The 13871-nt window shown below is 42.7% G+C and carries 11 protein-coding genes; 6 read left to right on the top strand and 5 right to left on the bottom strand.

Annotated elements, in window-relative coordinates:
• Positions 1-8: 8 nt before the first annotated feature.
• From AC0N32_RS00440 to AC0N32_RS00430, 3 genes are read right to left on the bottom strand one after another with little or no spacing between them, the layout of a single operon-like run.
• Positions 9-2228 carry a TonB-dependent receptor domain-containing protein gene (locus tag AC0N32_RS00440; protein WP_476391914.1) on the bottom strand — a complete coding sequence of 740 codons (2220 nt, stop codon included), beginning with the start codon at positions 2226-2228 and terminating at the stop codon, positions 9-11.
• 59 nt (positions 2229-2287) lie between these two features.
• Complete coding sequence (locus AC0N32_RS00435; RefSeq protein WP_476391913.1) at positions 2288-3103, bottom strand: DUF5694 domain-containing protein; 816 nt, start codon at positions 3101-3103, stop codon at positions 2288-2290.
• 52 nt (positions 3104-3155) lie between these two features.
• Complete coding sequence (locus AC0N32_RS00430) at positions 3156-3995, bottom strand: DUF5694 domain-containing protein (protein ID WP_476391912.1); 840 nt, start codon at positions 3993-3995, stop codon at positions 3156-3158.
• A gap of 183 nt (positions 3996-4178) precedes the next feature.
• Between AC0N32_RS00430 and AC0N32_RS00425 the strand changes: the two genes are divergently transcribed.
• Both AC0N32_RS00425 and AC0N32_RS00420 read left to right on the top strand, forming a co-directional pair.
• On the top strand, positions 4179-5195 hold the full coding sequence (locus AC0N32_RS00425; RefSeq protein WP_476391911.1) for a sensor histidine kinase: 1017 nt from the start codon (positions 4179-4181) through the stop codon (positions 5193-5195).
• Positions 5182-5865 (top strand): LytR/AlgR family response regulator transcription factor, encoded by a 684-nt coding sequence (locus AC0N32_RS00420; protein ID WP_476391910.1) that lies wholly within the window; start codon positions 5182-5184, stop codon positions 5863-5865. The genes AC0N32_RS00425 and AC0N32_RS00420 overlap by 14 nt, the downstream gene beginning before the upstream one ends.
• Before the next feature lie 323 nt (positions 5866-6188).
• On the opposite strand, the gene AC0N32_RS00415 is transcribed toward AC0N32_RS00420, so the two are convergent.
• Positions 6189-8459, bottom strand: a complete 2271-nt coding sequence (locus tag AC0N32_RS00415; RefSeq protein ID WP_476391909.1) for an aconitate hydratase — start codon at positions 8457-8459, stop codon at positions 6189-6191.
• Positions 8460-8561: 102 nt separating this feature from the next.
• On the opposite strand from AC0N32_RS00415, the gene AC0N32_RS00410 reads away from it, so the two are divergent.
• The 4 genes from AC0N32_RS00410 (at position 8562) to AC0N32_RS00395 (ending at position 13318) form a co-directional block, all read left to right on the top strand.
• Entirely contained in the window at positions 8562-9356 is a 795-nt protein-coding gene (locus tag AC0N32_RS00410; RefSeq protein ID WP_476391908.1) for a WG repeat-containing protein, read from the top strand.
• 288 nt (positions 9357-9644) lie between these two features.
• Positions 9645-11750: a TonB-dependent receptor gene (locus tag AC0N32_RS00405; protein ID WP_476391907.1), complete on the top strand. Its 2106-nt coding sequence runs from the start codon at positions 9645-9647 to the stop codon at positions 11748-11750.
• Positions 11751-12023: 273 nt separating this feature from the next.
• Positions 12024-12806, top strand: a complete 783-nt coding sequence (locus AC0N32_RS00400) for a hypothetical protein (RefSeq protein WP_476391906.1) — start codon at positions 12024-12026, stop codon at positions 12804-12806.
• Positions 12794-13318: an acyl-CoA thioesterase gene (locus AC0N32_RS00395; protein ID WP_476391905.1), complete on the top strand. Its 525-nt coding sequence runs from the start codon at positions 12794-12796 to the stop codon at positions 13316-13318. Before AC0N32_RS00400 ends, AC0N32_RS00395 begins: the two co-directional genes overlap by 13 nt.
• A 115-nt stretch (positions 13319-13433) precedes the next feature.
• Here AC0N32_RS00395 and AC0N32_RS00390 read toward each other — a convergent pair whose 3' ends face one another.
• Positions 13434-13790 (bottom strand): hypothetical protein, encoded by a 357-nt coding sequence (locus AC0N32_RS00390; protein ID WP_476391904.1) that lies wholly within the window; start codon positions 13788-13790, stop codon positions 13434-13436.
• Positions 13791-13871 lie beyond the last annotated feature (81 nt).

Genomic DNA, 13871 nt, shown 5'->3' with positions numbered 1-13871 from the left:
ATCTATTGTTATTGGGCCTGCTGCATTACGCCGCCGCTTTCTTCTTTTTTGGTCTGGTTGAGGATGTTGGCATCTTCCTTGGCCAGCTTGTTTTTCGTCGGGATCTTGTAATTGACGGAGAGTCCGAAGTTTCGGGTGTCGTACTTGCTTCTGATGTAGACGGCCTGGCCTGTCGGCGGGTTGGAGCGCACCTGCATCACCTGTCCGTTGAAGATATCATTGGCAAATAGGGACACGGTAAGACGGTTGTCCATGAATTTCTTGGTCACGGTAAGGTCGAACGAATTGTTGAACGGTTTCTCGGCCGTGAAGTAGAAGTACCCTGCTTTTGGGGTGAGGTAACTGTAGTTGGCCGTCAGCTTAATATCTTTCGGGAGAATGATCTGGGTCATGATGTTGAAGATCCAGAAGCCTTTGTTGTTCAGGTTGTCGATATCATGTTTCTGGTACCCGGCGTAGAGGTACATGAAGTTGATCTTATCGGGATTGAAATTAAACTTCATAATCTCGCTCAGCGGCTTGCTGAAGATCATAAAAGGAACGGGCAATCCAAGATTGAAATTATGGATCTTCATATCCGAGATATTGATCTGCTCATTATATAAATTCAGGCCGTCTTTACGGATGATCTGGGCCACCTGGTTTTTTGCCGAGCTCACGCTGTAGCCGATGAAGGCATAGTCGAAGGCTGAGATCTTCAGTTCATAATTGTCGAAGATGGTCGGCTGAAGATTGGGGTTCCCGGTCACCTGGGTATTGGGACCCTGGAAGGTCACGTTGTTGGGGTTCAGGGCGGAGATGCTCGGTAAGCTGATCTTTTTGTTGTAATTGGCGGCGACATACACCTGGTTCATGAGGTTGTACTGAACACTGGCATTCGGAAATAATTTAAACTTATTAAAAGGAATAAGGTCGGCCTCGGTAAGCACATTGTTTTTATCGTAAAACCGTGTAATTCCTGAAATGTCGTAGTTTTCGGCGCGGGTCCCCAAGATGAAATCGAACTTTTTCAGCTTTGCTTGGAGTTCCAGGTAGGTAGAGGTCGTCTGCCGGGTGTAATCGAGATTGGTAATGCCTTTGCTTTCGGTCTCGTAATCCTGTCTTTCATATAAGCCTCCTAAGCTCACTTTTCCACCGTCAAGGAGTTTGATGGGCTGCGAATAATCCACTTTAAAATTCGCAATATTCATATCAGATTTGTTATCCAGGATGCTGTTGCGTCCCGGATTATAGAAGTATTCCTGATTCTGAACAAAAGTTCCGTCCTGAAAGAAATTATCCTGGGCAAATTTACTGTCGGATCTTGTGTAGCCGAACTGGAAATCGAGCTTCTGAGATTTGTCGGTAAAACGTTTCTGATAGGTTACGACCGCTTCCTGTCTTAAGTTGTCGGTATGTGCCGCGTCAGAGGAAGAATACCGCGCTTCCCGGAGGTCTTTGGGATCGTTTTGATAAGGTAAAAATCCATGTCCGTCACTTCCGGTATAATTGTCATTATTGTTGTGGTAGATATCATAGTTTAAAAGCAATCGATCCTGCCCCAGGTCAAAAGTTAATCCTGATTTGGCAAAATACCCCCTTCCAAACCGGTCGGTATTGCTGGTTAAGAGATCGTCCTGTTTACCGGTCAGCATACTTTCGCGGTAGTTCTGGCCGACGTTCAACTGCCATCCGAAGATCTTATTTCTGGCATTCAGGTTTACGGAATTGCTGGTTCTGCTCCTGAATTTATCATAGTTCGTAAACGAGTAGTTCCCGGAATAGGTGGCCGTTAAATATTTATTGGCATTTTTGTTGGTAATGATGTTCATGATGGCTCCCCCGGAAGTCGCGGGGAACTCGGCACCCGGCTGGGTGATCACTTCGATCCGGTCTACGGAATTGGCAGGCATCCCTTCCAGGAAGGAATTCAGCTCATTGGAGGTGATATTTAAAGGTCTTCCGTTGAGGTACACATCCAATACCTTTCCCTGGTACATCATCCCGGCAATGTCGGTAGAGACGAGTCCCGGTAGCTTTTTAATGCCTTCTAAAACATTTCCGTTATTCAGCTGCGGCTGCTCCGAAAAGTCGAAAATGGTACGGTCGGCTTTCTGCTCAACGGCTTTTTTAGTTTTGGTGATGGTGACTCCTTCAATTTCTTTTTCTTTAACCTGGTTATTGGTCTTTTCCTGGGCATAGGTAATGACCGTGCCCAGAAATGATAAAGCGATAATAGTTTTTTTCATAATGTCCTGTCGTACCAGGTTAGACGCACGAAAATGTTTTTTGTTACAGGGGTTAAGCTTTATTTTATATACTTTAAAACAGATTCGGGTTTGTATTTAGGGCTTCTCTTCAGGAAATCCATGAAAAAGGCGGTGTGGGTACCTCCCATGAGCAGGACGATACGGTCGTTTTTACTGACGCTGATCTTATTGAAGTTCGAAAACATCACGAGGTTCCGGTGATACATTTTAGCGGCCTCGTCAGCCCCTTCGTTCCCGTCTTTTGTGGAAACGTAAGTGAGCATGTCTGCATTGATGTTGATCAGCATATCCAGCATCTGCGGATGATTGTTGAGTTTAAACAGCTCGCGGAAGGTCATTTTATCCTCGGGGTATTTTTTCTCAGCGGCATCCACGAGTGCGCCATATTGCTGATAGGTGGCGTCGTCCCGTTTATTCTTGAGATGATAGTACAGGCTGTAGTCGTATCCTTCTTTATAATCGATACCGAAAATTTTAGACGTACCGGACAGCCTGCCGATTTCGTAGGCCAGCAGCTCGATCTCCCCCGGGTTTTTGTATTGCTTTTCCGGATTTTGAAGGTATTCCTGGTAGTCTTTCTGAAGAGCAGCGTTGTTTTCCGGAAGGTCCTCCACCACGATAATGGTCGGCCTGAATGCGGCGATCTCCGCGGCGATTTCATGGATCCTTCTTTTATTCTCTGCGTTGTGCTCATCAAATTCGGTCGTGTTTGCATCAGAAGTACTGCCCATGTGAAAGGTAGCGATGTTTAAAACAGGAACGGCATCGTCTAATTTATCTTTAAACTGAAACGTCTGGGCCTGGAAAGAAATGGCAAAGGCAAGAAGGAACGTGGTGATATGTATTGTTTTCATGGTAAGTATGGTTAAATTCTTTAATGGTACGGTAAGTTTTCTGTGTACAGTCTTATTTCAAAGAATCAAATTCTGTATAATTAAAATCAGGCGATGATGTGAATAGCTGTCTCAGAACAGAGGCGTGTCCATTGCCGACGATGACCAGCAACCGGTCTTCCGGACCATGCGGGATATTCTGAATATTTCTGAAGATTCTCAGGTTTCTGTCGTACCAGTACAGGGCCAGCATATCGGCACCGTCATGTGCTCTCAGCTTAAAATCGCCAATCAGGTATGCTCCGTATTCATGCTGATGGTATTCTTTCCCGTTCATATATTTGAAAAGGTCCAGCAGCGATCTGAAGTTTTTCGGCTCCGAGCTTTTAAAGAAAGCATCGTATTGTTTTGAAACAGGATCATCGCTCTGAAAGTCGTATTCGGCACTCAGGTTATTAAAATACAGGGAATCGGTCTTCCCGAATCTTTCCTGCAGGTCATCCAGCACAGAGTTGGCATCGACGCTATAGAGCTCGTTGATCTTAAGCTCTTTCGCAATACGCATGGCCAGCTGGTAGCGCTCGTCCCTTTTATCGGCGTACTTTCCTTCGTTGTATTCTTTCAGCTTCTGGTTGGCATTCCAGTTCGGGAATGCTTCGATGGCAATTTTGGTCGGCCTGAACTTTTTAATATAATTCACAAGCTCCGTGACTTCTTTTGCCGTTTTCGGAGACAGCACGTCTACCTGATCGCCTTTCTCAGTCTTGTGGGCATCGAGATTCGGATAATCGAAATGGAAGGATCCTACGACGAGCACTTTTGCTTTGGGATCGGGGAAATATTCCGCCGGCTTTTTCTGAGCGGTCATGAAGGCTGATAAACAAACGAGAAATGTATAGAGTACTGTTTTCATAAATAGGGATTGAGGTTAATAATAGGCTGTCCTGTTGCTGACAAAATTATTGCTTGTGGCCAGAAGACGAAATGCCGTTTCGACCAACCGGCCCAAAACATGGGCAAAATAAACTCATCGGAAAAAATGGAGGGTTTATCGAAAAAACAGCGTGCATGTTCATAGAAAATCTATTTTTGCGGTATGAAAAACAATAAGCTGCTATATCTGCATATCTTCTTCTGGATCATCTATATTACCGGGGCGGTGCTGATTCCTTATTTTGTGTTTCATTCCAATGGTACTCTGTTTAATATCACCTTCTTTATCACCAGCATCACCTGTTTCTACGTCAACTATTTTATTGTCGTTCCCAGGTTTTTTGATGCCGACAAGATCTATAAGTCCTTTTTTGCTTTTTTCCTCAGTGTAAGTTCTTTTGTACTGGTAAGGTATTTTGCAGAAGAGTGGTTTCTGCCAACCTATTTCGGTATCAGGAATTATTCGGAGGATACCGGTTTCGGCTATTATTTCTTCGACAATATTTTTTACAGCAGCACCACGATCTTTATCAGCACGACCTTTTGGTTCTTTAAATATTCCCTCATTGCAGAAGAAGAAAAGTCTCAGCTTATCGAGGCCCGGAAAACGGCAGAGCTTCAGGCGCTGAAAACCCAGATCAACCCTCATTTTATATTTAATTCTTTAAATAATATCTATTCCCTGGTCTACCAGAAGTCGGATAATGCCCTCCCCGCCATCGAAGAGCTGAGCCGGCTCCTCAGGTACAGTACAAAAGACCTCGGTGAAGACCGGATTGCTCTGGAAAAAGAAATCGGCTATATCGAAAGCCTGATGGCGCTGGAAAAACTCAGGATTAAAAACCCGGAACTGCTGGTCCTGGAAAAGAAAATCCTTCATCCGAATCTCAGCATCTCACCGATGATCCTGGTTCCATTTGTTGAAAATGCTTTTAAACACGGTGATTTCAGGAATAAAGGTTTTGATATGAAGATCTCTGATGAAGACAGGATACTTCGCTTTTACCTTTTAAATTATAAAAGAGAAAAGATGAAAGATACGCTGTCGGGGATCGGTATCGAAAATGTAAGAAAAAGACTGGATATCCTGTACCCCGGGAAATATTTGCTGGAGATCAAAAGCTCCGAAACGGAATTTATCGTTGATTTAAAAATTGATCTGGGAGATGAAAACAATTAAATGTATTATTGTCGATGACGAGCCGCTGGCCATCTCCCTGCTGGAAAATTATGTAAGGGAAATCCCTTTCCTCGAGCTGGTCTTTTCCTCTGAAAATCCCATTGAAGCGTTGGAGTATATTCAGCATAATGCGTGTGATCTTGTGTTTCTGGATATCCAGATGCCGGAACTTACCGGGATCAATTTCATGAAGATCCTTGGCGATAAGGTGAAATATGTGTTGACGACCGCCTATTCCGAATATGCGCTGGAAGGCTATGAACACCATATCGTAGATTATCTCCTGAAGCCCATTTCTCTTGAACGTTTTCGCAAAAGTGCTTTGAAGGCGCAGGAACGTTTTTCATTGGGTAAGCAGGAGCAAAGCCATTTCTTTGTAAAAGCTTCAGGAAAGCAGCACCGGATCACCTTTGAAGATATCCTTTATATTGAAAGTATCAGGGATTATGTGAATATAAAGACCCTGGAGGAAGAGTTTATTGTCTTAGATACCTTAAAGTCGATGGAACAGCAGCTTCCGGAAAGCTCTTTTGTAAGAATTCATAAGTCTTTTATTATTAATATGAGCCAGATTAAAAACATCGGCACTAAAAAGATCATCATTAACCCTGACCATGAAATCCCGATAGGGGAGAACTACAGGATGAATTTGCTGACCCGCCTCAAATAAAGGAAGCTGTCCTAAAAGTCCGGATAGGTTTTGTCATCGCTGAGACTTTATCTGATGTAATTAGTGATTTTATAGCAAAGCGAGGATTTGCTCCTTAGCAATAGCTGTGTAGAACTTGATCAGTTGTTTATAATACAGGAACTCCATAGGAGTTCTATCTTATTATAGCACACCTCTGGCGTGCCTGCGACATTCTATTTTTTCTGCTACACAGATATTGCTCCTCCGGAGCAAAAAATTACTTATTCGATTTTCATGCAAAAAAAAGAGACTGCCCAACTATTAGGACAGCCTCTTTTTCTATGATTAATTAAATCTAACAATTAATTTTTCTCTTGTTGCTTAATCAGGTTTAATGCAGAACCTGCTTTAAACCATTCGATCTGCTGATCATTGTACGTGTGGTTGGCCATCACGATATCTTTGGTTCCGTCTGCGTGAACGAATTCCAAAGTAAGCTGTTTCCCCGGAGCAAACTGCTCAAGATCAAGGAAGTTAACGGTGTCGTCTTCCTGTACTTTATCGTAATCGGCTTCATTGGCAAACGTCAATCCAAGCATCCCTTGTTTCTTAAGGTTGGTTTCGTGGATTCTTGCAAATGATTTTACCAATACTGCTTTTACGCCAAGGTGTCTCGGTTCCATTGCCGCGTGCTCTCTTGAAGATCCTTCACCGTAGTTCTGGTCTCCTACCACAATCGACGGAACACCAGCTGCTTTGTAAGCTCTCTGTACCGCAGGAACTTCACCGTATTCACCGGTAAGCTGGTTTTTCACCTTATTGGTTTCCATGTTGTAAGCGTTTACCGCACCGATCAGCATGTTGTTGGAAATGTTGTCTAAGTGACCTCTGTATTTCAACCATGGTCCCGCCATAGAAATGTGGTCAGTCGTACATTTTCCGAATGCTTTGATCAGTACTTTCGCGCCTGAAATATTTCTTCCGTCCCAAGCCGGGAATTCTTCCAATAGCTGAAGTCTGTCTGAAGTCGGGCTGACATTTACCGTAACATGAGATCCGTCTTCAGATGGTGCCTGGTATCCTGCGTCTTCTACCGCAAAACCTTTGGCAGGTAATTCGGAACCTTTCGGCTCGTCTAATTTGATCTGCTCACCGGCTTCGTTGGTTAAAGTATCTGTGATTGGGTTAAAATCTAATCTTCCGGAAATCGCTACAGCAGCTACCATTTCAGGGGAAGCTACGAAAGCGTGCGTATTTGGGTTACCATCTGCTCTTTTCGCAAAGTTTCTGTTGAAAGAGTGAATGATGGAGTTTTTCTCTCCTTTTTCAGCACCTTCTCTGTCCCACTGTCCGATACATGGTCCGCAAGCGTTGGTAAAGATTCTGGCATTTTCGAATTTTCTGAAAGAGTCTAAGAATCCGTCTCTTTCGGCAGTATATTTTACCTGTTCCGAACCTGGGTTGATCCCTAAGATTGCTTTAGGTTTTACGCCTTTGGCAACGGCATCTTCCACGATAGAAGCGGCTCTTGATAAATCTTCATAAGAAGAGTTGGTACAAGATCCGATCAAAGCCCATTCTACTTCTAAAGGCCATCCGTTAGCTTCCGCTTTTGCTCTGAATTCAGAAACAGGCGTTGCCAAGTCCGGAGTGAAAGGCCCGTTTAAGTGAGGCGTAAGCTCAGAAAGGTTGATTTCTATTAATTGGTCGAAATATTGTTCAGGGTTTGCATATACTTCAGCATCACCCGTTAAGTGTTCAGCGATCTGGTCTGCAGCATCCACAACATCCTGTCTTCCGGTAGAAGCAAGATATCTTCTCATGGAATCATCATATCCGAAAGTAGAAGTCGTAGCACCGATTTCAGCACCCATGTTACAGATGGTTCCTTTTCCTGTTGCGGAAAGAGACTCTGCCCCTTCACCGAAATATTCTACGATGCATCCTGTACCACCTTTTACGGTAAGGATCCCTGCTACTTTAAGGATAACATCTTTTGCAGAAGTCCATCCTGACATTTTTCCGGTAAGTTTTACTCCGATAAGCTTAGGCATTTTAAGTTCCCATGCCATCCCTGCCATTACGTCTACTGCATCGGCACCTCCTACACCGATGGCTACCATTCCTAGCCCTCCGGCATTTACCGTGTGAGAGTCGGTTCCGATCATCATTCCGCCCGGGAATGCATAGTTTTCAAGCACAACCTGGTGGATGATCCCGGCTCCCGGCTTCCAGAAACCGATTCCGTATTTGTCGCAAACAGAACTCAAAAAGTTGAATACTTCCGAGTTTTTATTGATACCTTCCTGTAAATCTTTATCAGCACCTACCTTTGCCTGGATAAGGTGATCTGCGTGAGCGGTTGAAGGAACCGCAACTTTGGTTTTCCCGGCCTGCATAAACTGCAGAAGCGCCATTTGTGCCGTGGCATCCTGCATGGCTACTCTGTCCGGTGCGAAGTCTACATAAGAATTTCCTCTTTCATAAGCCTGTGTGGCATTGCCTTCCCAAAGGTGAGTGTATAATATTTTTTCTGATAATGTAAGAGGTTTTCCCACGATCTGTCTTGCAGCTGCAATCCGCTCAGGGTAACGCTCGTACACTTTTTTGATCATATCGATATCAAATGTCATATCTCAAAAACGTTTTAAAATTATCAAACAATTGTAAATGTTCCCAAAAGTACGAATTTTTAATATTTTGTAGGGGCTATATTATTTAGATTCTTTATAAATATGAGTTTTATAATTTCTATTTTTCAACGTATTTTTGCAGGCAGTATGGGAATAAAAAAAATAATCCAGATGATCTGCGTTTGTATTTCGGCAGCTGTTTTCTCACAGAAAGCCGCCCCGAAAAAAGCGCCGGTAAAAAAGAAAGCGGTGGCGGCTAAAGAAATTGTCCTGCCAGTTGTAAATGAAGAGCTGCCGCTTCTGATTCCAAAGAAGAAAGACGGTAATTTCGGATATATCGACCAAAAGGGAAAGTTCATTATCCCGCCCGAATATCATATCGCAGTTTTCTTTTATGAAGACTGCAATCTGCTTAATTCTCCGGATGAAAAGCTCCGCAAATTTGGAACGGCAGATTACGCCACTGTGGAAAAGAACGAAATTTCCTACAGAGTGGATCAAAAAGGGAAAAAGGTGTATCGTTTTAAACAGGAAGACCTGGGAAAGTGCGTACATAAAGAATATACGCAACAGCTTTACCAGGCGTACGTCTTAAACGGTTTCTACGGAATTATTGAAAAGGCTACCTTTAAAGATCCTGCCGATTATAAGCAGTTCCAGATCTATCCTCAATACGATTACCTGTTTATCCTCGAAGGTGATGATGTAGCCAATCCCATGATCATTGCATCCAAAGATAATATGTTCGGGGTTATTGATGTGCGCAACAGGGTCATCATTCCTTTTGAATATAATGACATCAAGCGCAATTTCAGCTGGAAGCTCGGAAAAATGTTCGATGTTTCCAAAGACGGCAAAAATTATTATTATATCGACTCAAAAAACAGGACTTATTAAATACAGCCGTCAAAAAACAGGGGTATTTGAGAAATAATACAAATTGATGTGCGTCTGTAAGTGATCTCTGACAATATTTTTGTAGTTTTGCAGCAGATATAAAGGGGTGCTTTAGCAAGCTGAGATTATACCCAATGAACCTGGAACGGGTAATGCCGTTTAGGGAAATTAAAAATGTAACCATATAACAGTGTACCAATGTACAATTATTGCTAGACTGTTAAATTAATAAATTGGTACATTAATTTAATCCGCCCCTTTTATTCATTAAATGTTAAAATTTATAGAATGAAAGGATTATTTTTTTTAGGCCTCACCGTAGGATCGTTTGCCTTTATCCAGGCACAGAACAGCGACTCCCTCAAAATCAAGGAAATTGAAGCTGTTAATTTCACCAAAAGACTTCCTGTTGCGAAAGAGATTATCAACGTTCAGAGAGATTTAGACAGTAAAAACCTGGGGCAGGATCTGCCGATTCTTCTTAAAAACCAGACCTCCATCATTTCAACTTCCGATGCGGGAAACGGAGTCGGCTACACCGGTTTCAGGATCCGCGGGGTCTCCGGAAGCGGCATCAATGTCATGATGAATGGGGTGCCATATAACGATTCTGAAAGCCAGGGTACGTTCTTTGTCAATGTTCCGGACCTTACGAGTTCGGCATCGCAAATTGTTATTCAGCGCGGTGTGGGAACATCCAATAACGGTTCCGCAGCTTTTGGAGCAAGCATCAACGTGCTTTCAAAAGATCCTGAAGATAAATTCTACGTAAAAACAGACGACAGCTACGGTTCTTTTAATACCTATAAATATTCCGCTGAAATCGGTTCCGGGAAATTCTGGGGAAACCGTCTTTCGGTAATGGGAAGGTATACGCATATCAATTCCGACGGGTATATCGACAGGGCTTTTTCAAAGCTGAATTCTTACAACTTTACAGCCTTGTATGAAGAAGGCAATACGAGAATCCGCCTGATGGCTTTCGGTGGTAAAGAGAAAACCTACCAGGCCTGGAACGGAATCGACAGGAAAACCTGGGAAACTGATCCTAAGTTTAATTATTCAGGAGCGATTTATGATGCCAATTGGGAAAATATTGTAGGCTTCTACGATAATGAAACCGACAACTACCGCCAGAACCACTATCAGTTGCTTTGGCAGCAGAAGTTTAATGACAAATGGAACCTGGAGACAACTTTCCATTACACCAAAGGAAAAGGCTATTACGAAAATTATAAGCAGGGCGATCCGTTTGCCAGATACAATCTGCCGGATTTTAATGGTGAAGAATATTCAGACTTTATCAGAAAAAAATGGCTGAATAATGATTTCTATGGTATCGTATCCACCCTATACGGGAAACTTGGAATAGTGGACGTGAACTTCGGAGCCGTGGCCAACCAGTACTACGGAAGACATTTCGGTAATGTTACCGGGGTTTTCCTTCCGCAGATCGATGAGCATGAATATTACAGAAACCGTTCGGTAAAAAACGAAGTTTCAGGTTTTGCAAAAGCCCTGGTCAGGGTAAATGATTTCGAGTTTTTCGGAGACCTGCAACTAAGAAATGTAGATTACAACACGAAAATTGTCACTTCCGGTGACGATGAAGGGGCTAACCTTGATAAAAACTGGCTCTTTTTCAACCCGAAACTCGGAGTGAATTATAAAATAGGGAACGGAAAAATATTTGTTTCCTACGCCCATGCCCACAGAGAGCCCAACCGCGACGACCTTCTCGCCAACAACGATGTAAAAGCCGAAAAGCTGCACGATTTCGAAGCGGGCTTTGAAAGACAGTTCGGACCCGTATCTTTTACCGCCAACTTATATTATATGTACTACGTCAACCAGCTTGTCCTGAATGGCGAACTGAATAATGTAGGCGCTTTCATCAGGACCAATTCGGGGAAAAGCTTCCGCAGCGGGATCGAACTGGGCGCTCTGGCCAAACTTTCCAAACAATGGGAGCTAACAGGAAATGTAAGTTTTAGCAACAACCGGAATTTAGATTTTAAAGTGGAAAATAAAGACGGGGTGCAGGATCTTGGGAACACTCAGATTTCCTTTTCCCCGGATGTAATCGCCAACCTGGGAATCAGGTTTAATCCTGATGAAAGCTTCCAGTTTGCCCTCACCAATCAATATGTCGGAGAGCAGTATCTCGACAATTCCGAAGACCGGAATCTGCAGCTGAAAGACTACTTCCTTACCGATTTTAATGCCCAGTACCAATTCAAAATCCATCATAATGACATCGCACTCAAGCTCCTGGTTAATAATATTTTCAACAGGAAATATGTAAACAACGGGGCGGTTTACGATGGCTCTCCATACTATTTTTCCCAGGCCGGAACCAACTTTATGTTTGGCATCAGCTGGAAAATTCAGTAATTCATCAGGCTATATTGAAATAATTATAGTAAAAAGTAAAGTTAGATTAAGGCTGCTCCGGCGGCCTTTTTGTTTTTTAGGAGCTGATCCTGCTATCCACTGTATCTTTTGGGTTGCGGCCACCGCTTTTTCCCTCTGCAACCCAAAAGGATGCCGTTTCTATCAGGGCTAGGGTAGCGGTTATTCTTACGCAATAATCTTCAGGAGACAAATTTGGTTCCCTGATGATCTCATACGCCAAAAGTCATGAAAAAGTCATAAATTTGCTGCCAAATGAATATCTCAGCTTACATTTTAGAATATTTAAAACAGTTCGGCAACGTTACCGTTCCGGATTTTGGGGTGTTTTCACTGGAAAAATCCAAAGCCGTTATCAATTCCGAAAATGGGAGCATTCTTCCTCCGGCAAGTAAAATTGTATACGCTCCGGACTATCGGGTGCAGTCTGATGATTTGGCTGCTTTTATTGCCGGACACAAACAGATGACGGTGGAGGCCTCCAAAACAGACCTTCAGATTCAGACCGATTTCTGGAAGAAAAAACTTCAGGCAGATCAGATGCTTGAGATCCAGGGCCTGGGTACGATTTTTATTGAAGACGGCGAAACCCATTTCAAAGGAAATCGTCTTCAGTCGGATCATCCTGATTTTTATGGACTGGAGGAAATCAGATTTTCAGATATCAACAATAAAGAATCTCAAACGACTGCAAGCAAATCTGAAAAGGATTACCGGTTTAATAAATCCATTCTATGGGCTTTCCTGGTGATTATTCCTGTTGCGGGAATATTATATGTAGCGTTTACACAGCAGGAACTTCTGTTTGGGAAAAAATCCTTTGATCCCGCTCAGGTCTCCGTACAGACCACAACGCACAGAATCCCTAATAATACGCTAAAAGCAAAGAAAGTGATCCTGCCGGTACCCTCGGATTCTCTGAAAAAAGATTCCCTGAGAAAAGACTCTGTGGTCAGACAGAACATTCAGCCCGCATCAAACCATGCCGTAAAAGCAAAGACCCCTTTATATAACACTAAGAAGAAATGGCAAAAATAAAAAAAGCGTCAGAATCCCTGACGGTAATGACGAATATCGTACTTCCCAACGATACTAACCAGCTGAGGAACCTCTTCGGAGGCGAGTTGCTGGCAAGGATGGACCGTTGTGCGTCGATTTCCGCAACAAGACATTGTGAGAGAAGGGTCGTAACGGCTTCCGTGAATCATGTATCATTTGATCACCCGATTCCCGAGGGCGGAATTGTCGTTATGGAATCTAAAGTTTCCAGAGCGTTTTCCACTTCCATGGAGATTTATGTGGATGTATGGCTCGACGATCCAATCAATCATAAAAAAATTCAGACCAACAAAGGGATCTACACTTTTGTAGCGGTAGACGAATTTAACCGCCCGATCCCGATTCCGGAAATGGAACCCGAAACAGACCTCGAAAAAGAAAGATATGCCGCTGCCCTGAGAAGAAAAGAACTTTCCCTGATCCTCTCCGGAAGAATGAAGCCATCCGAATCGATTGAACTTAAAAAGCTTTTCCAGGAAGTGCCTAAATAATAGGTTGTTAAAAAAGAAATGATCAAAGGCTGGTTACAATAAGCTAAAATCTGCTCAATCTGTTTAATCAGCGGGATATACTGAAGCATTTAACTATTTTTATCCTGAAATAAAATTAAATAATTTCTTTTAGCGAGAGTCCGCAAAAAATCAATGTTATTATTACAGATAGAACCGACAGAAATATTTGTCGGTTTTTTATTGCTGAACCCATATCTTTTTCCAGGTAATTTCCTTTATCCCTAAACATTTTTTCAGGGAAAAATACAGGCAATGCAAAAAGGCATAAAAGAATCGCATTGATCCCTACCGAAAGCCATAGGAAGTTTTTACTGCCAAAACCGTCGGCTCCTGTTCCTGAATAATGAATCGGTATGATCTCGTTGACGGAATGAAATTTTACGGACAAAATAATGACATATAGCAAAAGAAGCATTATGGAAACGGCAAAAATAATTTTATGTGATTTCATAAATCAATTGAAAAATTCTATCTGGCAAAAGTATTTTGTACAAGCTTGTGCCTTAACTTTGCATCACAAATATAATGAATA

It is taken from the genome of Chryseobacterium endophyticum, from assembly GCF_056333165.1.
The sequence above is the reverse complement of the archived record's forward strand: the minus strand, read 5'-3'. Positions and strand labels throughout refer to the sequence as shown.

Bases quoted from the DNA above. Each gene is read 5' to 3' on its own strand.
- AC0N32_RS00440 (WP_476391914.1), bottom strand. From the start codon at position 2,228: ATGAAAAAAACTATTATCGCTTTATCATTTCTGGGCACGGTCATTACC.
- AC0N32_RS00435 (WP_476391913.1), bottom strand. From the start codon at position 3,103: ATGAAAACAATACATATCACCACGTTCCTTCTTGCCTTTGCCATTTCT.
- AC0N32_RS00430 (WP_476391912.1), bottom strand. From the start codon at position 3,995: ATGAAAACAGTACTCTATACATTTCTCGTTTGTTTATCAGCCTTCATG.
- AC0N32_RS00425 (WP_476391911.1), top strand. From the start codon at position 4,179: ATGAAAAACAATAAGCTGCTATATCTGCATATCTTCTTCTGGATCATC.
- AC0N32_RS00420 (WP_476391910.1), top strand. From the start codon at position 5,182: ATGAAAACAATTAAATGTATTATTGTCGATGACGAGCCGCTGGCCATC.
- AC0N32_RS00415 (WP_476391909.1), bottom strand. From the start codon at position 8,459: ATGACATTTGATATCGATATGATCAAAAAAGTGTACGAGCGTTACCCT.
- AC0N32_RS00410 (WP_476391908.1), top strand. From the start codon at position 8,562: ATGAGTTTTATAATTTCTATTTTTCAACGTATTTTTGCAGGCAGTATG.
- AC0N32_RS00405 (WP_476391907.1), top strand. From the start codon at position 9,645: ATGAAAGGATTATTTTTTTTAGGCCTCACCGTAGGATCGTTTGCCTTT.
- AC0N32_RS00400 (WP_476391906.1), top strand. From the start codon at position 12,024: ATGAATATCTCAGCTTACATTTTAGAATATTTAAAACAGTTCGGCAAC.
- AC0N32_RS00395 (WP_476391905.1), top strand. From the start codon at position 12,794: ATGGCAAAAATAAAAAAAGCGTCAGAATCCCTGACGGTAATGACGAAT.
- AC0N32_RS00390 (WP_476391904.1), bottom strand. From the start codon at position 13,790: ATGAAATCACATAAAATTATTTTTGCCGTTTCCATAATGCTTCTTTTG.